This is a genomic window from Streptosporangium nanhuense (genome assembly GCF_059358815.1).
Genome location: NZ_JCADBG010000014.1, coordinates 180,056 through 202,335, shown reverse-complemented (window position 1 = coordinate 202,335; position 22,280 = coordinate 180,056). Strand labels below are relative to the sequence as shown.

General features: G+C 70.8%; 18 protein-coding genes. 9 read left to right on the top strand and 9 right to left on the bottom strand.

Going from position 1 to position 22,280, the window contains the following annotated elements:
* Nucleotides 1-48: 48 nt before the first annotated feature.
* Complete coding sequence (locus tag AC5L38_RS26345) at nt 49-849, top strand: EI24 domain-containing protein (RefSeq protein WP_495245494.1); 801 nt, start codon at nt 49-51, stop codon at nt 847-849.
* 112 nt (nt 850-961) lie between these two features.
* Nucleotides 962-2,167: a DUF4192 domain-containing protein gene (locus tag AC5L38_RS26340; RefSeq protein ID WP_495245493.1), complete on the top strand. Its 1,206-nt coding sequence runs from the start codon at nt 962-964 to the stop codon at nt 2,165-2,167.
* Here AC5L38_RS26340 and AC5L38_RS26335 read toward each other — a convergent pair.
* Nucleotides 2,161-3,183, bottom strand: a complete 1,023-nt coding sequence (locus AC5L38_RS26335; protein ID WP_495245492.1) for a glycosyltransferase family 2 protein — start codon at nt 3,181-3,183, stop codon at nt 2,161-2,163. The two genes, AC5L38_RS26340 and AC5L38_RS26335, sit on opposite strands and share 7 nt — an antisense overlap.
* 363 nt (nt 3,184-3,546) lie before the next feature.
* Between AC5L38_RS26335 and AC5L38_RS26330 the strand changes: the two genes are divergently transcribed.
* The 6 genes from AC5L38_RS26330 (at nt 3,547) to AC5L38_RS26305 (ending at nt 10,488) form a co-directional block, all read left to right on the top strand.
* A complete protein-coding gene (locus AC5L38_RS26330; RefSeq protein ID WP_495245491.1) occupies nt 3,547-4,794 on the top strand; it encodes an endonuclease/exonuclease/phosphatase family protein in 1,248 nt (415 codons plus the stop codon).
* Nucleotides 4,795-4,812: 18 nt separating this feature from the next.
* Nucleotides 4,813-5,898 (top strand): glycosyltransferase family 2 protein, encoded by a 1,086-nt coding sequence (locus AC5L38_RS26325; RefSeq protein WP_495245490.1) that lies wholly within the window; start codon nt 4,813-4,815, stop codon nt 5,896-5,898.
* Nucleotides 5,895-7,001, top strand: a complete 1,107-nt coding sequence (locus tag AC5L38_RS26320; protein ID WP_495245489.1) for a lysylphosphatidylglycerol synthase domain-containing protein — start codon at nt 5,895-5,897, stop codon at nt 6,999-7,001. The genes AC5L38_RS26325 and AC5L38_RS26320 overlap by 4 nt, the downstream gene beginning before the upstream one ends.
* 99 nt (nt 7,002-7,100) lie before the next feature.
* Nucleotides 7,101-8,132 carry a glycosyltransferase family 2 protein gene (locus AC5L38_RS26315; RefSeq protein ID WP_495245488.1) on the top strand — a complete coding sequence of 344 codons (1,032 nt, stop codon included), beginning with the start codon at nt 7,101-7,103 and terminating at the stop codon, nt 8,130-8,132.
* Between the two features lie 3 nt (nt 8,133-8,135).
* Nucleotides 8,136-9,173: a glycosyltransferase family 2 protein gene (locus AC5L38_RS26310; protein WP_495245487.1), complete on the top strand. Its 1,038-nt coding sequence runs from the start codon at nt 8,136-8,138 to the stop codon at nt 9,171-9,173.
* A 151-nt stretch (nt 9,174-9,324) separates the two neighbouring features.
* The gene (locus AC5L38_RS26305; protein WP_495245486.1) at nt 9,325-10,488 is read left to right on the top strand and encodes an endonuclease/exonuclease/phosphatase family protein; all 1,164 of its coding nucleotides are present in this window, start codon (nt 9,325-9,327) and stop codon (nt 10,486-10,488) included.
* A gap of 130 nt (nt 10,489-10,618) precedes the next feature.
* Here AC5L38_RS26305 and AC5L38_RS26300 read toward each other — a convergent pair whose 3' ends face one another.
* From AC5L38_RS26300 to AC5L38_RS26275, 6 genes are all read right to left on the bottom strand, one after another.
* Complete coding sequence (locus tag AC5L38_RS26300; RefSeq protein WP_495245485.1) at nt 10,619-11,506, bottom strand: AfsR/SARP family transcriptional regulator; 888 nt, start codon at nt 11,504-11,506, stop codon at nt 10,619-10,621.
* A gap of 20 nt (nt 11,507-11,526) precedes the next feature.
* Nucleotides 11,527-12,492: a UbiA prenyltransferase family protein gene (locus AC5L38_RS26295; RefSeq protein WP_495245484.1), complete on the bottom strand. Its 966-nt coding sequence runs from the start codon at nt 12,490-12,492 to the stop codon at nt 11,527-11,529.
* Between the two features lie 15 nt (nt 12,493-12,507).
* On the bottom strand, nt 12,508-13,548 hold the full coding sequence (locus tag AC5L38_RS26290) for an NAD-dependent epimerase/dehydratase family protein (protein WP_495245483.1): 1,041 nt from the start codon (nt 13,546-13,548) through the stop codon (nt 12,508-12,510).
* Entirely contained in the window at nt 13,530-14,921 is a 1,392-nt protein-coding gene (locus AC5L38_RS26285) for an aspartate aminotransferase family protein (protein WP_495245482.1), read from the bottom strand. Before AC5L38_RS26285 ends, AC5L38_RS26290 begins: the two co-directional genes overlap by 19 nt.
* Nucleotides 14,922-15,612: 691 nt before the next feature.
* On the bottom strand, nt 15,613-17,691 hold the full coding sequence (locus tag AC5L38_RS26280; protein WP_495245481.1) for an AfsR/SARP family transcriptional regulator: 2,079 nt from the start codon (nt 17,689-17,691) through the stop codon (nt 15,613-15,615).
* Nucleotides 17,692-18,202: 511 nt separating this feature from the next.
* Nucleotides 18,203-18,541, bottom strand: coding sequence for a hypothetical protein (locus tag AC5L38_RS26275; RefSeq protein WP_344747987.1), 339 nt, complete (start codon nt 18,539-18,541; stop codon nt 18,203-18,205).
* A gap of 145 nt (nt 18,542-18,686) precedes the next feature.
* Here AC5L38_RS26275 and AC5L38_RS26270 point away from each other — a divergent pair, with 145 nt between their 5' ends.
* Nucleotides 18,687-19,316: a DUF1707 and DUF4870 domain-containing protein gene (locus tag AC5L38_RS26270; RefSeq protein WP_495245480.1), complete on the top strand. Its 630-nt coding sequence runs from the start codon at nt 18,687-18,689 to the stop codon at nt 19,314-19,316.
* A 125-nt stretch (nt 19,317-19,441) separates the two neighbouring features.
* Here AC5L38_RS26270 and AC5L38_RS26265 read toward each other — a convergent pair whose 3' ends face one another.
* Nucleotides 19,442-20,968, bottom strand: coding sequence for an ATP-dependent DNA ligase (locus AC5L38_RS26265; protein WP_495245479.1), 1,527 nt, complete (start codon nt 20,966-20,968; stop codon nt 19,442-19,444).
* A gap of 376 nt (nt 20,969-21,344) precedes the next feature.
* The gene (locus AC5L38_RS26260; protein WP_495245478.1) at nt 21,345-21,719 is read right to left on the bottom strand and encodes an FKBP-type peptidyl-prolyl cis-trans isomerase; all 375 of its coding nucleotides are present in this window, start codon (nt 21,717-21,719) and stop codon (nt 21,345-21,347) included.
* Nucleotides 21,720-22,280 lie beyond the last annotated feature (561 nt).

Here is a 22,280-nt window from a genome sequence, read left to right as displayed (position 1 = left end):
CCGGGGCGCGCCCTCCCGAGGGATGAACGATCCCGATAATCTTCCGCCATGGGTCATTTCCGCTCGTTTCTGGACGGCATCGGGTTCTTCTTCCAGGGACTGCGCTGGGTCGCGCGATACCCGCGCTGGTGGCTGTTCGGGTTGGTCCCGGCTCTGATCGCGTTCGCCCTCTACGCGACAGGCCTCTACTTCCTCGGCACGAACGCGCTGGACATCGCCGCGTGGGGCACGCCGTTCGCCGACGGGTGGAGCGAGGCGACGCGGACCGCGCTGCGGGCGGTGGTCGGGCTGGCGCTCTTCGGCGCGGCGCTGGTCCTGTCCGTGGTGACCTTCACGGCGATCACCCTCATCCTGGGCGACCCCTTCTACGAGAAGCTCTCCGAGAAGGTGGAGGAGACCTACGGGGAGGTGCCGACCGGCCACGAGCTCCCGCTGTGGAAGTCGATCCCCCGCTCCATCAGGGACAGCCTGGTCACCCTCGGATGGCTGTTGCTGTTCACGATCCCGCTGTTCTTCCTCGGTTTCGTGCCGGTGATCGGGCAGACGGTGGTCCCGGTCCTGGGCGCCCTGGTCTCGGGCTTCTTCCTCACGATCGAGCTGACCACGCTGGCCCTCGAACGCAGGGGACTGGCGCGCAAGCGACGCTTCGGCCTGCTCAGGGGGAACAAGGCCCCCGCGCTCGGCTTCGGGGTCCTGCTCTTCCTGCTCTTCCTCATCCCGTTCGTCGCGGTGATCGCGATGCCCGCCGCCGTGGCCGGCGCGGCCATCATGGTCCGCAACCGCCTGGCGCCGCCCGTCCTCCCGGTGGGAAGGACGGACGGGAGCCCGCGCGTCGACAGGGGTGTCTGAGGAGTAGTCCCCACGCCCCCTCGGCAGGTCGGCTGTGGACAGCCGAAGGGACTTTCCACAGAAAGGGGTTCGGCGCGGAAAGGGGGGCCCGGTTCCGGCGAGGCTTCGGGGCATGACACCCGACACCCCGGCCTCGCCCGGCCCCTCGTCCCCTCAGCCCCCGCTTTCGCCCGGTCCGTCGCTCCCGCCGTCTCCGCCCGTTGCGCAGCCTGCGCAGCCCAGGCTCCTGCTCGGCTCCACGGAGGACGTTCTGGGAGCCGTCCCCTACCTGCTGGGGTTCCACCCCGCCGACAGCCTGGTCGTCATCGGCCTCACGGGCAGCCCGCCCAGGAGCAGGCTGCACCTCACCGTCCGGTGGGACCTGCCCCTGGGGCCCGACGGTCTCGGCCAGATCGTCCCGCTCTTCGGGAAGGAGGATGTCGGCCAGGTCGTCGTGGTCGGTTACGGTGCCGGCCCGCTGGTGACCCCGGCCGTGGACGAGGCGCTGGCGCTGTTCCGCCGGAGCGGGCTCGTCGTCGTCGACGCGCTCCGGGTGCAGGACGGCCGCTACTGGTCGTACGGGTGCTCGCGGACCGACTGCTGCCCGGCCGACGGCATGCCGTACGAGCGGCGGGCCGGTGCGGTCGCGGCCGAGGCGGTCCTGCACGGGCTGGTCGCGCTGCCGGACAGGCAGACCCTGGAGCGCTCGCTCGACCCGGTCACCGGGCCCGCGCGGGAGGCCATGCGTGAGGCGACGGGCCGCCTCACGGAGGAGATGCGCGGCAGGCTCGCCGGATGCCGCGACGCGGACGGGTTCGCGGCGGAGTTCGTCGCGGACGGCATGGCCAGGGTCCGCGAGGCGATCGTCACCTACGCCTCCGGAGGGCGGCTCGGCGAGGATCAGGCGGCCAGGCTGGGGCTCGACCTGGCGGTGATCAGGATTCGTGACGAGGCCTGGGCGCTGCTCACCGACGAGAGCCACGACGCGCACCTCAAGCTCTGGCACGACCTCACCCGGAGGCTGGAGCCGAGGTTCGTGCCTCCGGTGGCCTCGTTACTCGGCCTGGTCGCCTGGAGGCGGGGAGACTCCGCGCTGGCGGGCGTCGCCCTCACCCGGGCGCACGAGGCCGACCCCGGATACTCGATGGCCCACCTGCTCGCGCACGCGATCCATCATCTGGTCCCGCCCCATGTGCTCGACGACAGGATGCCCAGCCCCGAGGAGCTCGACCAGGAGATGGGCAGTCCCCGGATGGCCTGGCTGCTCCCGATGGCCGCGCTGCTGGAGGAGGCGGGCGGCCCCGGACGCGAGGAGGCCGCCACGCCGACGCGTCATTGATTGTTCAGGTCACCGGTCCGGGGGACCCAGACGACCTTCGGTGGGCCGCCCTGCAGGACGCGCTGCAGGACGCCGACCCCCGCCCCGGTCGCTCCCACGAGGGTGACCAGGAGGTGGACGGCACTGAAGTAGAGGCCGAAGGGGATGCCTCGGCGGGCGAACACCCGCCGGTAGGTGCTGCCGTCGAGGACGATGGCGGCGGCGACGAGCAGCGGCGACACGAGGGCGCCGACGCGGCCGGTCAGCAGCGGCAGCAGGGCCGCGGGCACGGCGACGACCAGCAGGACACCGCCGAACGCGCGCGGCACGGAGTCGCCCGGCGTCTCGCCCCGGGTCCACTCCCGCGCGCTCACCCGCGCGCGCCGGAACACCTTGTTCACGATCATCCGCATCGTGGAGTCGTGGTCGGCCCGGCCGCGGACGGCGTCGGTGATGCGCACCTCGTAGCCCTTCCGCATCAGCCGGGAGCGGTAGTCCGCGGACACCGTGTCGCTCAGATGCGGGTTGAAGGGGCCGATCTCCTTGAACACCTTGGCCGTTACGGCGAGCACGGCCGCGTGCAGCTCAAGGGTCGGCCGGTCGGTCGGCATCCACCAGTGGTACATCTGCAGCGCGCGATACTGCGCGGGGAGGGTGTTGGCCGCCAGCGGCTCGGGGTGCAGGATGCCGCCCAGGGCACCCAGCCCGGTCTCGGCCTGGAGGATGTTCACCGCGTTCTCCACGGCGTCCGGGTCGAGGGCGATGTCGCCGTCCTGGAAGAGCAGGATCTCGCCGTGGGCGTGCTCGGCGCCGAGGTTGCGCGCGGTCGACGCGCCGCTGTTGACCTCGGTGCGCAGCACGGTGACGCCCATCGACCTCGCCACCTCCGCCGCGTCCTCGGTGCCGCAGTCGTCCACCACGATGACCTCGATGGGCGAGTAGGTCTGCTTCTCCAGCGCGCTCAGGCACAGGCGTAACACGTGGGATCGGTTGAAGCTGGGGATGATGACCGAGACTAGCGGGCGTTCTCGATTCACAGGTCGCTCCGTTGGCTGAAGGCCGCTCTTTCCGAACCGCCGGGTGTTGGCCGATGATCAGGGCGGGGCCGCCCAGGTGGGTCCTCGGTCAAGCGGTCCTGGCTCGTCGCCCGACCTCCGACCGCCTTGCTTCCCGCCCACGCTAGCCTCGACGGCTTGTCTCATTCTTGTCGCGCGGTCCGCCATGTCGTACGGTTCCGATTCCGTGCGGCTTGTGTGGTCCAGGGCCGAGCCCCGCGCGGCCCGCGGCGCGGACGACAAGGAAGCGACAAGAACCGGTCAGTACGTTGAGGACCGCTGGAAGTGATCGCGGATCGTCAATGGCTGTCGCCGGCCTGACCTATGTGCCGAGGTGGTGTGCTGATGGGCGACCGGGACATCATGACCGAGGACGTGACCGAGGATCCGCCCACGGAGGTCCCTCCGGAGAAGCCGGAGAGGCCGGTCGGCCTGTGGGCTCGCGCCGGCCGGTTCGTCCGGCCGCGGCGGCGGTGGTGCCTGGGCACCCGGCTGGTGGTGACCGCCACCGCGGGGTGGCTGCTGTTCCTGGTCGCGCACCTGCTGGCGAGCGGCCGCACCTCGCTGTGGGCACCGCTCGACCTGATGCCGCCGTTCGTGTTCGTGGTGGTGCCGTCACTGGTGCTGGTGGTGGCGCCGCTGGCGCGCCCGGTCCGCTGGCGGGTCATCTCGGTCCTGGCGTTCACCCTGGTGCTCGGCGCGGGACAGAGCGGGATCAACGTGGCGACCCTCTGGTACACCCCGCCGCCCGCGCCACCCGGGGCCGTCAAGGTGGTCACCTGGAACACCGAGTTCTGGGACCAGGACTGGCGCACCTCCGACGGGAACGGCTACTCGCCCGGCTTCTACGACTACCTGCGCGAGATGGACGCGGACGTCTACCTGCTCGCGGAGTACCTCTACGTCGACACCTCGGCAGGGGACATGATGACGACGAAGTGGACCGCCGACATGGCGCTCCGCATCGACAAGACGGCGGAGCTGCGACGCGAGTTCCCGGGATACGAGGTCGCGACCTCCGGGGAGCTGATCACGCTCTCCCGGCTCCCCGTCGTCGGGCGGCGCGGGATCGACATGACCCCGTGGCTGCCCGCGGACCAGAAGACGATCCCGGAGGTGATGCGCGACTGGCCGACCTCCTACACGGTCGAGACGCTGCGCACCGACATCCGGGTGGACGGCGAGGTCGTCTCCTTCTACAACACGCAGATCAACCAGCCCCCGACCGGATGGCGGCTGTACGACGGCGAGACCCGCGACTCCAATCAGTACGCCCACGCCCGGCGGGAGGCGAGCTACCGGGCGCTTCGCGCCGACATCGAGGCCAACGACCACCCGGTGGTGCTCGCCGGCGACCTGAACACCACCCCGGCGATGGGGATGCTCCGGCTGCTGCCGGAGAAGCTGGTCGACCACACCGAGGCGCTGCCGTCCCTCTATCCGGTCACGTACACCACCGGAACCCTTGAGCTCTGGCGGATCGACTGGGTGTTCACCACGCCGGACGTCACCGTGCACCGCTACGAGATGCCCGGTGCCGACGGACTGTCCGACCACCGTCCTCAGCAAACGGTTCTATCGGTTGGCCACTGAGCCGCGGAAGGAACGCACATGACGGAACCGGCGACCGCGCGACCCGAGGATGTCGCGGTCATCGTGCCGAACTACAACAAGAAGAAGACCCTCCGCGCCTGCCTGGAGGCGGTGTACGCGCAGACGTACCCCCCGGCCGAGGTGATCGTGGTCGACGACCGCAGCACGGACGGCTCGCTGGACATCGCGCGGGAGTTCCCGTGCACGATCGTCGAGCTGCCGACCAACCAGGGACCGTCGGGGGCGCGCAACACCGGGGTCGACTCCAGCACCGCGCCCCTGCTCTTCTTCGTGGACTCCGACACCGCGCTCGCCCCGGACGCCATACAGAACGCGGTGCGGGCCTACGAGGAGACGCCCGACTGCGGCATGGTCCAGGGGATCTACGACAAGGAGCCGCTGTACGACGACGGCCCGGTGGAGAGATACCGCGTCTTCTCCGAGCACTTCGACCGCCAGCGGGCGGTGTCCACGTTCCTGTCCAACTCGCTGATCCCGCGTACGGTCTACCGCGAGGCGGGCGGGCTGGACGAGCGGCTGCGCGACGGCGAGGACTTCGAGTTCGGCAACCGGGTGCCGTCCAGGTACCGGCTGGTGGTGACCGCGACCGTGGTCACCAGGGCCGACGACGTCGACCGGTTCTGGGAGTGCATGTGGGAGCGGTTCGTCAGGGCCAGCACCCTGCCGGTGATCATGTTGCGGGCGCGGCGGCTGTACGACGACGACACGATCGGGTTCCGGCTGGACATGATCGGGCCGGATCCCCGCACCCGCCGCCTGCCGCCGCGGATCTCCTCCGTCTCGGCGGCGCTGAGCCTGTTCACGCTGCCGTTCGTCTTCTTCGCGCCGTGGCTGCTGGTGGTGCTCGCGCTGCTGCTGGCGGCGTTCGTGACGGTGAACCGTGACTTCCTCCGATACTCCTACCGCTACCGGGGCGCGGGCTTCGCGCTGCTGATGGCCTCGATGCAGTTCTGCTACCACACGGCGTTCTTCCTCGGGGCCGGTGCGGGGCTGCCGAGGCTCGTCTACGAGCTGCTCCGCCGCCAGGGACACCCGGCCGAGACCGGTCTGACCCGGGTCTCCTCGGCCGGCGCGCCCGAGTGACCGAGAGCCGGCCGTGGCGCCCGACGTGGCGCCTGCCGTCGTGGCGCCCGCCGCGCGCGCTCGTGCGCGCCCTGGTCGCGGCGTTCGCGCTGGTCCTGGTGGGCGCGGTGGCGGTGGCACTGGCCGGGCAGGACTGGAGCGTGGTCTCCGTCATGCTCGCCAGGAGCGACGGCGGGCGGATCGGCCTCCTGCTGGCCGGCGCGCTGCTGATCAGCATGGCCGGCCTGGGGTTCGGCTACCTGGCCTGGCGGGCGGTGCTGCTGGAGCTCGGCCCGCCGGTCGGCGAACCGCGGGTGGCACGCGTCTTCTTCGTGACGTTCCTGAGCAAGTACGTGCCGGGGAAGGTGCCCGGCCTGATCGCCGCGACCAAGGTGGCCACGGCCAACGGCGTCGGTTTCGGGCGGTTGATGGGCACGGCGGCGCTGAGCATGAGCCTGGTCCTGCTGACCGGGCTCACGATCGGGCTGCTCGCGGGCGTGCACATGCTCGGCACCCAGGTGGCGTGGCTGGTGGCGGCGGCGACGATGCTGGTCGTGGTCGTGCTGGTGCGGCCGCAGCTGGTCAACCACGGCGCGCGCCTGCTGCTGCGGCTGCTGCGCCGCCCGGACCCGGCCAGGACGGCCTCGTCGCGGGGGATACGGCTGGCGGTCGTCGCGCAGGCGGTGTCCTGGCTGGTCACCGGCCTGCACCTGTGGCTGCTCGCGGTCGCGATGGGGGCCGACCCGCTGCCCTCCCTGGGACTGTGCGTGGGCGCGTTCACCCTGGCCACGACGGTCGGGATGCTGACGGTCGTGCTGCCCGACGGGATCGGCGTCCGCGAGGCGGTGCTGACCGCCGCCCTGACGGTGGTGCTGCCCGCGCCGGCGGCCGCGGTGGTGGCGGTGGCCAGCCGGCTGGTCTCTACGGTCGGCGAGGTGGCGCTGGGAGCGGCGGCGCTGGCGGTGGCGGAGGTCGTCCTGCGACGTGCTCCCGCCCCGGTGCCCGCGCCGGAACCGGAACCGGCTCCGACCGTCCTGCGGCGTGCTCCCGCCCCGGTGCCCGCGCCAGAACCGGAGCCGCGACAGGCGGCGGAACCTGAGCCGGCTCCGGCGGGAGACAAGTAGCCATGTCGAGCATCGGAACAGACCAACGCGTGCGAGCGTCCGCCGGGAGGATCCCCTCCCGGCCGGCGGGCGCCCGCCAACCCGAAGGGGTCTTCGACCATGGATGAGCAGCGGCCACTGGTCTCGGTCATCATTCCCAACTACAACTACGCCCGTACGCTGGACCTGTGCCTGAGCGCGCTGGAGCGGCAGGACTACCCGCGCATCGAAGTGATCGTCGTCGACGACCGCAGCACCGACGACTCGGTGGAGATCGCGCACCGGCACGGGGTGCGGGTGCTGGTCACCGACACCAACATCGGGGCGCCCGCGGCGCGCAACCTCGGCGTCGAGCACGCGCGCGGGGAGGTGCTGTTCTTCCTCGACTCGGACGTGGCGCTCACCCCCGACACGGTCGGCAACGCGGTGGAGCTGCTCACCGCCGACCCCACGCTGGGCGTGGTGTGCGGCACGTACGAGCCGGAGCCGCTCATCCCCGACAGCCGCGTGGAGCGCTACCGCAGCCTCCAGCTGCACTACTGGATCTCCGGTGACGCGGGCGACATCACCACGATCTACTCGGCGATCTTCGCGATGTGGACCAGGGTCTTCCACGAGATCGGCCCGCTCAACCCGGCGCTGCGCCACAGCGAGAACGCCGACTACGGCCACCGGATCACCCAGCGCTACCGGATCGTGCTGGACACCAGGATCAGGGGCGCGCACGACCACGACGACAGGCTGAGCGTGGTGCTGTCGAAGTTCTTCCACCGCGCGCGCCTGCACATCCCGCTGTACCTGCGCAGGCCGGACTTCAACGGCGGCCCGACCAACAGCAGCCGCGGCTGGGGCTCGCTCGCAGCCCTGTTCGCGGTGGTCGCCCTGGCGCTGCCGGTCCTGCTCGGCCCGGTCTGGCTGCTCGTGCCGCTCGTGCTGCTGGCCGGCTTCGTCGCCTCCGACCTGGGGATGTACCGCTTCGTATGGGGTTACGCCGGTCCGGCGTTCACCGTCTACTTCACCGCGGTCCACTTCCTGGTGAACGTCACCGTGGGGGTGGCGGTGTTCGTCGGCGCCGCGCAGTGCGTGCTGTCCAGCAAGTTCCGGCGCACCTACGACATGCCGGAGGCGTCCGCGCCGGCGATGGGGGCGTGAGCGATGACCGGCCCGCTGGTATCGGTGGTCGTACCCAACTACAACTACGCGACCTCGCTGGAGCTGTGCCTGCGCGCCCTGCAGGAGCAGACGTACCGGCCCATCGAGCTGATCATGGTGGACGACGGCAGCACCGACGACTCCGTCGCGGTCGCCGAGCGGCTCGGCGTCAGGGTCGTCCACACCGAGCGCAACATGGGCGTGGCCGGCGCGCGCAACCTCGGCATCACCCACGCCCGTGGCGAGATCTTGGTGTTCGTCGACTCTGACGTGGCCGTCTATCCCGACTCCGTCGAGGTGGCGGTGGGCATGCTCGCGGCCGACCCGCGGCTCGGGGCGGTGTGCAGCATCCACGACCCGGAGCCGCTGATCCGCGACAGTCTCGTCGAGGAGTACCGGGCGCTGCAGTACTACTACTGGACGGCGAGTTCCGAGGGGCCCATCTCGTTCCTCTTCCCGGCGATGGTCGCGATGCCCCGCCACGTGTACGACGAGGTCGGGCCGTTCAACACCCGGTTGCGCGAGACCGAGGAGGTCGACTACGGCCACCGCCTCACCCAGCGCTACGACATGGTGCTCACCTCGAAGGTGCGCTCCCGGCACGACCACGACGACGAGCTGTTCAAGCTGCTGCGCAAGCTGTTCAAGCGGGGACGCGCCCGGGTGCCGCTGTACGCGCGGCGCAAGCGCTTCGCCCGGGGGTTCGAGACCTCGAACCGGGCCGGAGGAAGCCTCGCCGCGCTGGCGGCGCTGGCCACGCTCCCGGCGGTGGCGCTGTTCGGCCCGGCCGGCGCGGCCCTGCCCGGCCTCGCCCTGGCCGTGTCGATCCTGGCGGACCTCGGCATGTACCGGTTCGTGCTGCGCAGGCGCGGCCCGATCTTCCTGCTCTACTATGGCGCGGTGCATTTCGTGGTGAACGTCACCATCGCGGCCGGGGTGGCGGCCGGTGTCGCGCAGTGGTTCTGCTCCGCCAGGTTCCGCGGGCTCTACGACTCGGACCTGCTCGTGCGCCCCTCGGCCGCCGGGGAGGCGGCGACGTGACGCGTGGCGGCGCGAGGGGCGGCGACGTGCCGGGCGGCGCGACGGGTGACGACATGCCGAGTGGCATGACGGATGGCGTGACGGGTGGCGGCGTGATGGCCCGTCCCCGCCCGCCCGCGCCGCACGCGCGTCCCGGATCCGGCCGCCGCCGATGACCGACACGCGTGTCGTGACCGCGACCGCCGGGCCCCCGCCCGCCCGGCGGTCGCGCTGGCGGACCTGGCCGCTGCTGTCCGCGCCGGTCGCCTGGCTGGTGTTCGTGGCGCTCCACCGCGCGCTGTCCGGCCGGGTGTGGTGGTGGCAGGCCCCGGAGCTCGTCCCGCCGCTCGCCTTCGCGGTCCTGCCGGTCCTGCTGCTCGCGGTGGCCCTGCCCGCACGCACGGCCCGGGGGTGGATCGCGGCGGTGACGCTCGCCTCCCTGGTGCTCGGCGGGGGCGCGAGCGGGCTCAACCTCGCCGCCCTGTGGCACCGCCCCCCGCCCGCGCCGCCGGACGCGATCACGGTGTTCTCCTGGAACACGCTGTACTGGGACATGGTGGTGGGCGAGGTGACGATGCCCCCGCCCACCGGCACGCCGTCGCGCGACGTCGACGACTTCTACCGGTATCTGCACGCGCAGAAGGCGGACGTGTATCTCCTGCAGGAGTACGTCTACTTCGGCCCGGACTCCAAGGCGATCCGGGTGGACGACCTGGCCAGGCTGCGCCGGGAGTTTCCCGGCTACCACGTCGCGGTGGCGAGCGAGATGGTGACGCTCTCCCGGTTCCCGATCGTCTCGGAGCGGGGGCTCGACCTCCGCCCGTGGGTGTCGGAGAAACAGGACGCGGTCCTGCCCCCCGACCCGGGCCTGCCCGGCTTCTCCGCGGTGAAGACGCTGCGCACCGACATCCAGGTCGGCGGGGACGGCGGGAAGACCGTCTCGTTCTACAACACGCACATCAACTCCCCCGTCCACGCGTTCCCGAAGGGCCCGGACCCCCGCCGCCTCAACCGGACCCAGCACGAGCGGCGGCAGGCCAACCTCCGCGCGATCGCGGCCGACGTGGAGAGGAATCCGCACCCGGTCGTGCTGGCCGGGGACTTCAACGCCTCACCGGCGATGGGCATCCTGCGCCTGCTGCCGGACCGGCTGGTCGACGCCACCCCGGTGCTCGGATCGCTCTACCCCACCTCCTGGGACGACCGGTGGCCGCTGTGGCGGATCGACTGGGCGTTCACCACGCCGGACGTCACCGTGCACCGGTACGGGCTGGTGCGGTCGGGGGGCCTCTCCGACCACAGCGGGCAGCACCTGGTCATCTCGACGAGTGGATGACCCGGAGAGAAAGCCCGGTGAGTGGATGGTCCGGGGAGGAGCCGGTGAGCGGGTCATCCGGGGAAGGTCCGGCGAAGGCGCTCCCAGGGGCCGGGGGAGCCCGGGGAGCCGGGGGAGCCGGGGGAGAAGGTCAGGGCCGGGACAGCACCCGGCCGGGCACGTGGGCCGCCGGGCGGGTCCAGCTCAGCGGCTCGGCGCGTGGCGGCTGCCCGAGTGGCGCCCAGCCGGAGACGGCGTGCTGGGCGCCGGCCAGGACCACCTCCTCGGCCACCCAGGTCGGCCGGTCGTGGTCGCCGCGCAGGATCTCCTGGTGCAGCGCCCGCAGCTCCGGCCCCGGCTCGATGCCCAGGTGGTCGGCGAGATACCCGCGCAGCCGCGCGTACTGGGCCACCGCCTCCGCGGTGCGGCCCAGGGCGCAGAGAGCGCGCATCAGCATGCTCGCGAGCGGCTCCACGAGCGGGTAGCGGGGGACGAGGGGGGTGAGCTCGGTGACCACCGCGTCGGGCCGCCCCAGCCGCAGGTGCGCCTGCGCCCAGGTGACCACGGCGCCGACGAACTGCTGCTCGATGCTGTAGCGCATCCGGGAGGCCCAGTCTCCGGAGATGTCGGTCAGCGGCGAGCCGCGCCACAGCTCCATCGCCTCGGCCAGCAGCGCGGCCCGGGTGGAGTCGTCGCCGGCGTGGGTCTGCGCTTGTTTCGCCAGCCGGTGGAAGCGGTGGGCGTCCACCCGGTCGGGGTCGGCCTCCAGCACGTAGCCTCCGCCGCGGCGCTCGATGGAGACGGTGGTTCCCGCGGTTCCCGTCAGTGCCTGCCGCAGGCGCGCGATGTGGGCGTACAGCGAATCCGTCGCCCGGTCCGGCGGGAGGTTCCAGACCCGGTCGATCAACATCTGAAGTGGTACGGGATGGTTGACGTCGACCGCCAGGGCGGCCAGTACCGCACGTCGTTGCGGTGGCCCCAGGGGAACGCGACGGCCGTCGACGGTCACCTCGACCGGACCCAGTATGCGGACTTCCATTCTGTCCTTCCGTGTCGCTCTCACAACGGGACGGGATGCTGGGCGAGCACGAGCGTCACGCCCAGGGTGGCGGCCCACAACATCGAGTTGGCGACCATGACACGGTCGCGCAGCAGGATCCGGACCGGGTCACCACCGCCTTCGTCCATCAGTTGGATCTGCAGGTAGCGGAAGAGGGCGAACAGCGCGAAGGGCGTGGACAGCAGCATCGCCGTCTGGCCGTACTGGGGGCCGAACGGGCCCTCGTCGCGCAGGTACATCAGGCCGGAGACGAGGGCGAGCACCGAGGCGATCTGCAGCAGCCAGTTGGTCAGCTCCATCGAGTAGCCGTGCAGCGCGGGCCGGTGCGCGGCACCGGTCTTCAGCTCCTGGCGCCGCTTGCCGATGAGGAGCAGCAGGGACATCGAGAACACCGCGACCAGCAACCAGGTGGCCGCCCGCCCCCCGGCCACCTCGTAGCCCTGGACGACCCGCAGCACGAAACAGATCGCCACCGTGCCCACGTCGACCAGCGGTATGTGCTTGAGACGGCGGCTGTACGCGATGTTGATCAGGAGGTACACCACGATGGGCCAGTACGGCCCCGGGGTGAGGAGGATGACGGCACTGAGCAGCGCGAGCAGGCTGGCGCAGTAGGCGTACGCGACCCTGATCCCCACGCGGCCGGCGGCGACGGGACGGTGGCGCTTCACGGGGTGGTGCACGTCACGGTGCCGGTCGGCGATGTCGTTGCCGACGTAGACGGCGGAGGAGGCCAGGATGAACGCGACCGTGGCCAGGACGACCTCGACCACGTTGGAGAGGGTCCACAGGGAGGTGTCGATGAGCGCGAGCGGGACGAGGAGGATCGCCTTGGCCGCGTGCGAGGGCCGGATCAGCCTGAAGAGGTCCGTGACCAGGCGTGGCCGGGCCTTCGTTTCCTGGTCCGAGGCAGGTCCCCTGGGCCGCGGGAGTTCTGGAATGTCTGCCGATTCGACGACGTACATGCTTTCCCCGTCACTTCAGAAGAAGACTTTCGCCAGTGACAGCGCGCCCTGCCGCCACGCGTCGCGGCTGGTCTGGCCGGCGCCCCGCGCCGGGCCCGCGTCGCGACGCTCCCGCCACCAGGCGTACGTGCGGAGGATCGCGTCCCTGTTGGACAGCCGGGGCCGGAAGCCGAGCCGTTCCCCGGCCTTGTCGATGCTGACGTAGGAGTCGGCGAGCAGCTTGTGCACCAGCCGCCCGTACACCGGGGACAGGCGGGTCCGCTCCAGCAGCCGCAGCCCGGCCAGGGCCGGCCGGACGGGCAGCGACACGACACGTTTGCCGTGACCGGCGGTGTCGAGCACCGCCTGGAAGTCCTCCCGCAGCGTGCCGAACTCCGCGGCCGCGAGGTTGTAGGTGTCGTTCGCGACGTCCGCCGGTGCCGTCAGGACGCCGGCCACGGCGTCCACCAGGTCCTCGATGGCGAGCATCTGGATGCGGACGTCCCCGCGGCCGAGGACCGGGAAGTTCCGGCCCTCCTCGGCCCACTCGAAGAGCATCGCGAACAGGCCCATCCGGCCGGGGCCGAGGAAGGTCTTGGGGCGCAGGATCGGCACGCACATCCCGCCGGCCCGGTACTTGTCGGCCAGCTCCTCCGCCTCGGTCTTCGCCCTGGTGTAGGGGTCGACCGGCTCGCGCGGATGCTCCTCAGGAGTGGGCACCAGCTTGGGGAGCCCGTACACGGCGGTGGAGGAGATGTGGACGGTCCGCTCCACCCCGGCCCGGCGCGCGGCCTCCAGCACGCTGTGCGTGCCCCCGACGATCAGGCTCTGGATCTGCTCCGCCGGATAGCTGGGCAGCGCGCCCGCGCAGTGCACGACCGCGTCCGCCCCGGCCATCGCCTCGGCCATCAGCGAGACGTCGCGCACGTCGCCGACCCGGTGGCTCCATCCCGGGTCCGGGTCGGACGGCGGGCGCAGGTCCACGCCGACCACCTCGTGGCCGTCGAGCACGAGCCGCCGCACCAGGTTGCCGCCGAGCATCCCGGCGCTGCCGGTCACTACGACCCGAGAGGCCACCGCGATCCCACCTTCTCCCGCACGAACCGGGCGAGCAACCGGGGCAGGCCCTTGGACAGGGTCTTGTCGAGGCTCTGCACGAAGTACTCGACGTCGTCGGGTTCGATGGCGAGGGTCGGCGCGACGACGAGGGGGTTCTCGACGTTCGGGCTGTAGTACGACACGATGTCGTGCTCGCTGTAGAGGTCGGCGATCACCGAGAGGGTGATCAGCTTGGTGCGGAAGTGCGGGTCGCTGGAGAAGCCGGGCACCAGCTTGCCGGCCAGGTCGAGCACCTTGGGACCGCCGGTCAGGAACACCCCCCACAGCGCCCCGGTGCCGGTCACCTGGCCGACGACGTCCGGGTGGCGCTTCTGGATATTCTCCAGCCCGGGTTTCAGGATGCGCTCGATCTGCCGTGCCCGCGCGGGGTAGTCGTCCTCGACGATCACGTTGATCGCCTCGATCGCGGTGACGGTCTCCTCGCCGAACCCGTAGTAGGTCGTGCTGTGCAGGATGACGTCGGAGAGCCGGTCGTAGGCCTTGCGGAAGATGGGCTCCCGCGCGGTGTACCCGGCGATCGACGCCTTCCCGCCGCCCAGCGACTTGGAGTAGACGAGGATGTCGGGCAGCAGGTCCGGATAGCGCATGAAGTAGAAGAGGCTGCCGGTCTTGCCCCAGCCGGTGTACACCTCGTCGAAGATCATGATGATGTCGCGCTCGTCGCAGAGCCGCCGCAGCTCGCGAAGGTCCGACTCCGGCCAGGAGCGCATGCTCGACGCGCTGAACGGCTCGACCATGATCGCGTAGACGTCGCACTTCCCGTCGGGGGTGCGCGCGGCGTCGACCGCAGCCCGTACGGCCTCCAGGTCGCCGTACGGGTGGACGACGATGTTCGGGAGCCCGGGGAAGCGGAACGAGTTCTCCGACGACCCGGTCAGGCTCCCGGCCCCCAGGGTCTTGCCGTGGAAGCTGATGTCGGACCGCAGGATGGTGTTGCGCCGCCCGCCGTGATACTTGTACGCCATCTTGATGGCGCCCTCGTTGGCCTCGGCACCCGAGTTCGGGAAGTAGGAGATGTTCAGGTCGCCGGGCAGCAGGGTGGCCACGTTGTGGCTCAGCGCGGCCACGTACGGCGAGAAGAACGCCTTGTGGACCTCCATGCGCTTCGCCTCGGCGAAGCGGCGCCGGGCCGCCAGGATGCGCGGGTGGTTGTGGCCGTGGTTGAGGACGCCCACCCCGCCGGTGACGTCGAGGATCCGGCGGCCGTCACGGGTCCAGATCCAGGCGCCCTCGGCCCGCTCGGCGAGCTCGCGGCCGAAGCCGAACGAGGTCATGAGGTTGACCTGGCTGCGGCTGACGTACTTCCCGTACAGGTTCTGAACCTGCTTCACGGTAAGGTTTTCACACTCATCGATGCCGATTAACTCAGACACGTCCGCCCTTTCCTGGCGTTTTCCCGCGATTTTTCAGCTTTTGGCGTGACAGATGAGTTTGGTCCGAGGATGGCAATCGTCGCGAGGTGGGTGCCCGTCGGGCTCCTGCGGCACTACCGCCGCTGTCACCGGTCAGCCCCTGGGTCTTCCTGTGCGAGGTGCCGGCCTTCTCTCTAGAGGTATGAGAAGACAAGAGATAACTCGCTAATGGTGTTAAATGCTGCTATACCTCGCACCATACAAGTCTGTATAGGTTGACGCCCGCGCGATGAACCCTGAGCGGAAAAGGGGGGCGCGGCGCGCGAACTCGCCGGTTCGTCTTTCGCGGATCCCGTGGTCACGGCAGTCGCGTGTGGCGATGATTTCGGGCATGCCGGATCCGGCGATTACGGCGAGAGTACGTGAGAATATTTCAAGCGTGTAAATCCCCGTGATTTCGGCTGTTGTTCGCTGAAATTATTTTCAGCATGTTCACGTTCCCCGCTGGTTTGGATCGCTCATTTCCTGTCGCCGTCGATGAGGGGGAGCGCTCCCATCCGGCGGGCGGTGAGGGGCGGGCCGGCCGGCGTGGCGGGCACGGTGTGCGCGGCGGGCGCGGTGGCCGCGCCCGCCGCGCACACTGGACGTCCCGGGGAGCCTCGGGGTGTCCCTAGCCGCCCCACCCGTACGACGACCGGTGCCGGGCGGGGCCGTGGGCGATCGGGAGGCCGCCGCCGTCCCCCGCCACGCCGGACCCCTGGCGCGCGGTGGAGATCAGGTCGGCCATCTTCGCGTTGAGCCATCGGGGGTCGGCCGTGCAGCCCTCGTGAGGCATGCCGAAGCGGCCGAGCGCCAGGTGGCCGAACTTGGCGTCCCGCCTGGTCCGCCGGTTGCACACGTCACCGAGAGTGCAGGCGATGACGAGAGAGCTGTGCAGCGCCCGCCGTACGGCCCGCACCTGCTCCTCCTCGGTCTCCTCCAGCCGGGTCCGCTCGCGGGCGAACAGGCAGAGCAGGTCGTGCATGCGGTACCGGTCCGCGTCGCGGACCTCGAGGAGCTGGGCGTCCGCGAGCTGGTCCAGGAGATCGGCGGTCTGTTCCTCCGGGCGGTCGGCCAGCGCCGCGGCGACCGGGACGCTGATGTCGGACCCGCCGAGCAGGCTCAGCAGCCGGAACATGCGGGAGTGCTCGGCCTCCAGGTTGCGGTAACTCACCATGAAGCAGGCCCGGACCGCCCGGTCGTCGGCCTGCAGCTCGGACAGGCGGTGATCCTCGACCGCGAGGCGGGCGGCGAGGCCGCGCAGCGACAGGCCGGGCCGGGCGATCAGCCGGGCGGCGGCGATCCTGATCGCCAGCGGCAGGCCGCCGCAGAGCCGTACGATCGCGCGCGCGGCCCGGGGGTCGGCGGCGACGCGCTCCTCGCCGATCAGGCGGCTCAGCAGGGTGGTCATCTCGTCGTCGGCCATGACGTCGAGGCGCAGGTGCGCGGCGGCGTCCAGGGAGGTCAGCATCCTGCGGGAGGTGATCAGCACGCAGCAGGCAGGGCTGGCCGGCAGCAACGGCCGTACCTGCGCGGCGTCCCGGGCGTTGTCGAACAGGAACAGCAGGCGCCTGCCGTCGGTCAGCGAGCGAAATCGCGCGGCGGCCTCGTCCACCTCGGTCGGCACGGCCGCGTCGTCGCCGCCGAGGGAGCGTAACAGGCGGGCGAGGACCTCGGCCGGGTGCAGCGGCTTGACGTTGGGGGTGGAGCCGTGCAGGTTCACGTAGAGCTGCCCGTCGGGGAACCGGTCCGCGATCTGGTGGGCCACGTGCACGGCGAACGCCGACTTGCCGATCCCGGCGGCTCCGGCGACCGCGGAGACGACGAGCTGGCCGGGGGCCGCGGAGACCAGCGCCGTCCGCAGCCGTGAGACCTCGGCGGCACGCCCGGTGAAGGCGGCCGAGTCGATCGGGAGCTCGGCGGGGGCGAAGACCCTGCGGGCGATGACCGACGGTGACGGCGCCGCCAGCGCGGAGTCGTCGACGAGGATCTGCTGGTGCATCCGGATCAGGTCCGGGCCGGGGTCGACGCCCAGCTCCGCGGCGAGCATCTCCCGCGCGCGCTGGTACACCGCGAGCGCGTCGGCCCGGCGGCCGGAACGGTACAGGGCGAGCATGAGCTGGGCCCGGAGCCGTTCGTTCAGCGGATCCCTGCGCGTCAACGCCTCCAGGTCCGGAAGCACCTCGCCGTGCTGGCCCAGCGCCAGACGGGCCTCCAGCGAGGCGTCCACGACGGTGGTCCTCAGCCGCTCCAGCCGCGCCGCCTCGCCTCGCAACGGCTCGGGCAGGGACAGCCCCTCCAGGACCGACTCGGCGCGCCAGAGGCCCAGGGCCCTCGTGCACCGTTCGAGCGCGACGTCATTTCGCCCTTCGGATAACATCAGGCGGCCTTGAGCGGCGAGTTCCTCGAACAATCTCACGTCTATTTCGCCGGGGGCGACCCGGAGCACGTAGCCGTTGGAGCCCGCCTCGATCCGGGAAGGCGAACCGAGTGCCCGGCGTAGCGCGGAGATATAGGTGTAGAGGTTCGACTCGGCGTTGGCGGGAGCCTGTTCACCCCACAACCAGTCGAGCATCCGATGGGTGGGGATCGCCTTGCCCGCATTGAGCAGCAGGGCGGCGAGCAACACTCGTTGTTTGCGCCGTCCGAGGGCGATCGTCTGCCCATTGGCCGTGCGCACTTCGATCGGTCCAAGAATCTTGAAATCCATCGGCATCACTCTTCAGCGCATACCATGCACCAACATGAAACGTACAAATACGCATAAATCCTGTTTTACATAGCGACTCATGATCGCGGGCTGCAACCTTCGGAGGGTACTCACCTGAAGGGAAGAAAAAGATTACGCGGCCGACCCCCCGGCCACTCGCACTCCAGTACGACATTGCTCGGCACGTATCGAGATCGCCTCTCGCCGGCCGCTCCAACCAGGGGAATCCCGCATGGTGGGAAGACCGCGCAACGGCATGGGCCTGGACGCGCAGACCGGGCGGGCGGGGCGCGGTGGCACGGACCTGAGGCGCACGGGCCGGGCGGGCGGAGGAGTCCGGCGGGCGGAGGAGTCCGGCGGCCCCGGCCACGAGGCGGCCGCCGGTCCTTCGTGTTCCCGCGTCACCGGAGGATCGGGGTCTCCCCGATGCCGGTGACGTCCCGACGAGCCGGGTGAACTCGATCAGGTCAGGTGATGTTCCGGTGACGAGGTGTGCGGCCGGTCTCCCGGCTCAGCCCTCCGCGCGCTTCTGACGCTCGTTGTAGGCCCTCATCCGGGGCGGATAACCGGTCAGCTGCACGTCGTAGACGGGCAGGGCCAGGTCGCGGGCCACCTTGCGGATCACCGCGGGGGAGCCGACCCGGCGCCGGGTCCACTCACCGTCGTCGGCGACGGCCACCGCGGTGGTGTTCGTCGCGAAGGTCTCGGGCTCGACGTAGAACTCGACGCCCCGGCGCGACTTCGCGAAGGCGATGAGCGCCTCGATGTCGGCGTCGGTCGTGGCGCGGTCGTACTTGGCGATCTTCGGCCCGCGCAGGCGCCTCAACCCATAGCGATCTCGCCATCTCATATTTCCTTGTATACCTCTCCTGCTCGTCCCATGGCGGAAGGCCAGGGATGGGTCTCAGGGACTTATGGGGGTTCATCCTGATGTACCGGGCCGACAATCTGAACGAGCATTGAGGTCGAAGCGGCGACGAAAGGGTATCGGTCTCATGGCAGGCACAGCGACACCAGCAGGCCCGGGGTACGGGGGAGTGCCGGCGACGGGGTCCCAGCCCGGTCACGCGGAGCTTCGGGTCAGCAACCAGGACCGTGAACGGGTGGTCGAGCACGTCCAGGCCGCCTACGCGGAGGGAAGGCTCGACAAGATCGAGTTCGACGACAGGCTGGAGCGGGCGATGACGGCCCGCGTCCACGGTGATCTCGTCCCGATCATGCGGGAGCTGTACGGCACGCATCCGGCCCGGCCCGTGCCCTACCCGCCCGTCATGGGTCAGGGGCATCACGTCCGTCCCGCCGGGCGAGGTGACACCGGAGCCGAGCGTCTGGGCGCGATGGCCTCCCACCTGCTCCCGCTGATCGGCCTTCCGGTCATCGGCCCGGCGGTCATGATGCTCACCGCGGGCAAGACCTCGCCCTACGTCCGGGCCCACTCGGTGGAGGCCCTCAACTTCCAGCTGACGATGCTCGCGGCCACCATCGTGCTGGCGATCACGTTCATCGGCTTCGTCCTGACGCCCCTGCTGTGGATCGGCGGCGTGGTCCTGTCGGTGGTCGGCGCCGTGGCCGCGGCGGGCGACGGCGACTTCCGGTACCCCTTGACCCTGCGTCTCGTGAAATGACACCCGCGGCGTCCCGTGAACCGGCGGCCGCGGGAGGCCACGCGTACGGGAGCCGGTGACCGCGCGGCGGAATGTCAGAGCATGGGAGACGTCAGAGCATGAGGGACGTCAGAGCATGAGGGACGTCAGAGCATGAGGGAGCGGACCATCTCGACGGTGTCGGCCTGGTCCGCGGTCTTGTCCGTGCGGTAGCGGATGACCCTGGCGAAGCGCAGCGCCATGCCGCCGGGGTAGCGGCTCGACTGCTGCACGCCGTCGAAGGCGATCTCGACGACCGTCTCGGGGCGCACGGTGACCGTCCAGCCGTCGGTGGGGCCCTCGGCGATGCCGAGGAAGCGGTCGGTCTGCCAGGCGAGCAGCTCGTCGGTGAGGCCCTTGAAGGTCTTGCCGAGCATGACGAACCCGCCGGTCAGCGGGTCGCGGGCGCCCAGGTGCAGGTTGGAGAGCTTGCCCTCGCGGCGGCCGCTGCCCCATTCGGCGGCCAGGACGACGAGGTCGAGCGTGTGCCGGGGCTTCACCTTGATCCAGCCCGCGCCGCGCCGCCCGGCCGCGTAGGGCGTCAGGAGTGACTTGACCACCACGCCCTCGTGGCCGCTCCTGATCACGTCCTTGAAGAACGCCTCGCCGTCCGCGACGTCGCCGGTGACCAGGCGGGGGGTCACCAGCTCCGGTGGCACGGCGGCGGCCAGGGCCGCGTGGCGCGCCTCACCCGGCAGGTCGAGCAGGTCGGCGCCGTCGACCCGCAGCGCGTCGAAGAAGAAGACGCTCAGCGGGGTCCTCTCCCTGGCACGCGGCACGTCGGTACGGCTGGACACGCGGCCCGAGGTGACCTGGAAGGGCTCGGGCCGGCCGTCGGCGCGCAGCGCGATGACCTCGCCGTCGAGGACCAGGTCGCGGGAGGGCAGGGCGCTCATCGCCTCGACCAGCTCGGGCACCTGCGCGGTGATGTCCTCAAGGGCACGGGTGAAGACGGCGACCCGGTCACCCGAGCGGTGCGCCTGGACCCTGACGCCGTCGAGCTTCCACTCGACGGCGGCCGGCCCGCCGAGCTTGCCGAACGCGGCCGCGATGGAGGTGGCGCTCTGGGCGAGCATCGGCGACACCGGGCGGCCGACCTCCAGGTGGAAGGCGCGCAGTGCCTCGACCCCGCCGCCGAGGGCGGCGGCGCCGACGGCGGGAAGCCAGCCGCGCAGCGTCAGCGCCCGCCTGACCTCGGCGGCGGGCACCCCGGCCGCCTTCGCCACGGCCTCGATCATCACTCCCTCGAGCGCGCCCTGGCGCAGCTCGCCCCGGAGCAGGCGAGACAGGAAGACCTGCTCCTGGCGGGTGAGGGAGCCGAACAGCTCGGCGACCAGCGTTCTGCGCGCGCTCTGCGAGCCGGGACCGGCCAGGGCCTTGATCCGGTCGAGCAGGTCGTGGACCCCGCGCAGGGTGGCGGTGGCGGCCAGCCGGGGTTCGGGCGGGTCCTGCAGGCTCGTCCAGCCCACGCCGACGTTGCGCTGCGGCAGCTCTCCGGAGAGGTAGGCGATGGCGATCTCCGCCTCGTCCGGCTCGATCCTGCCGAGCAGCTCCGCGAGGTGGGCGGTCTTCGCCAGCCGGGCGGAGCTGGCGGTCACGGCCGCCGAGGTGCGCGCGAGGTCGATCAACAACACAATGGTCAGCTTAAGAGCTGCACGTGGCATTTCGGTGAGGTGCGGCGCTGCTTTTCGGAGTCGTCGCGTTTCCGGGCGGGTGAACCCTCTCCTCGAATCCCCTGAACACGAGATGACCGCCCGGTTGAGGTACGCGGGGGACGGTGCCGGACACAGGGGACGTGACGGACGCCCAGGACACGGTGGACGCACGGGACGAACGGGCGCGCGGGGCGAACGGGCGCGCGGGACAAGCGGGCGCGCGGGGCGAACGGGTGCGCGGGGCGAACGGGCGCGCCGGACAAACGGACCCGGAGTGAACGGACCCGGGGAACACGCCGGGCGGGCCTCCCGTCGCCGGTGAGGCCCGCCCGCCCGTGCCGTCTCGCCTTGGGCGTCAGCTCACGCCGATCAGGTCCACGACGAAGATGAGCGTCTCGCCCGGCTTGATGCGGTTGCCCGCACCGGCGCTGCCGTAGCCGAGGTGCGGCGGGATGGTGAGACGGCGGCGGCCGCCGACCTTCATGCCCGCGACGCCCTGGTCCCAGCCCGCGATGACCCGGCCCCCGCCCAGCGGGAACTGGAAGGCGTCGCCGCGGTTCCACGACGCGTCGAACTCCTCGCCCGTCGAGAAGGCCACGCCGACGTAGTGCACGGTGACCTGGTGCCCCGGCTTGGCCTCCGGGCCGTCCCCTACGACGATGTCGACGATCTCCAGCTCCGAGGGCGGGGCGCCTTCCGGAAAGTCGATCTCCGGCTTCTCCAGTGCCACGTGGTTCTCCTTGGTTGGATACGCGCCGGTCGATTTCCGACCGGCCGAACGACTCTACGGGTTCCGGCGTCGCCACGAGAGCCATGGGGGCCGGGACGCCCTCCGCGTCGCCCTTGCCGGGAGCGTCCGGCCCGCGGACGGCGGTCACCGGGCGCGGCGGGTCATGGGGCAGCACTTCGCGCACGGGCGGCGTCCATCGGCGCCGCGGGTGTCCGGCGGCGCGTGGAGCCACGGGAAGAGTCACTGGGGAGCGCTCTCTGAGAAAGAGAGTGACCCGCTCCTCAAGGAGTGTCAAGGACTCGGCACGGCGTCGTGGAACATGGCGGAAACGCGACCTTAATGTGACCTTTCATCGTGGGAACGCTCCATCCACGAGAAAATTTAACCTAGAAACCTTTCTGACCTGCGGAAATGCCCAATGGCTTGGGAGAGCGCTCTCCATGAAAAGCTGATCGCCGAGCTCCGATCGACGTCGGGGGGGCCGTTGACACGTAACCCGCTTGGCATCAATCTGCTCAGGGAGCGCTCTCTCCATGATCACTTATGAGGACCCTAGGAGGG

Excerpts from the sequence above, each read along its gene's own strand:
- AC5L38_RS26345 (WP_495245494.1), top strand. The coding sequence starts at position 49 with ATGGGTCATTTCCGCTCGTTTCTGGACGGCATCGGGTTCTTCTTCCAG.
- AC5L38_RS26340 (WP_495245493.1), top strand. The coding sequence starts at position 962 with ATGACACCCGACACCCCGGCCTCGCCCGGCCCCTCGTCCCCTCAGCCC.
- AC5L38_RS26330 (WP_495245491.1), top strand. The coding sequence starts at position 3,547 with ATGGGCGACCGGGACATCATGACCGAGGACGTGACCGAGGATCCGCCC.
- AC5L38_RS26325 (WP_495245490.1), top strand. The coding sequence starts at position 4,813 with ATGACGGAACCGGCGACCGCGCGACCCGAGGATGTCGCGGTCATCGTG.
- AC5L38_RS26315 (WP_495245488.1), top strand. The coding sequence starts at position 7,101 with ATGGATGAGCAGCGGCCACTGGTCTCGGTCATCATTCCCAACTACAAC.
- AC5L38_RS26310 (WP_495245487.1), top strand. The coding sequence starts at position 8,136 with ATGACCGGCCCGCTGGTATCGGTGGTCGTACCCAACTACAACTACGCG.
- AC5L38_RS26305 (WP_495245486.1), top strand. The coding sequence starts at position 9,325 with ATGACCGACACGCGTGTCGTGACCGCGACCGCCGGGCCCCCGCCCGCC.
- AC5L38_RS26300 (WP_495245485.1), bottom strand. The coding sequence starts at position 11,506 with ATGGAAGTCCGCATACTGGGTCCGGTCGAGGTGACCGTCGACGGCCGT.
- AC5L38_RS26295 (WP_495245484.1), bottom strand. The coding sequence starts at position 12,492 with ATGTACGTCGTCGAATCGGCAGACATTCCAGAACTCCCGCGGCCCAGG.
- AC5L38_RS26280 (WP_495245481.1), bottom strand. The coding sequence starts at position 17,691 with ATGGATTTCAAGATTCTTGGACCGATCGAAGTGCGCACGGCCAATGGG.
- AC5L38_RS26275 (WP_344747987.1), bottom strand. The coding sequence starts at position 18,541 with ATGAGATGGCGAGATCGCTATGGGTTGAGGCGCCTGCGCGGGCCGAAG.
- AC5L38_RS26270 (WP_495245480.1), top strand. The coding sequence starts at position 18,687 with ATGGCAGGCACAGCGACACCAGCAGGCCCGGGGTACGGGGGAGTGCCG.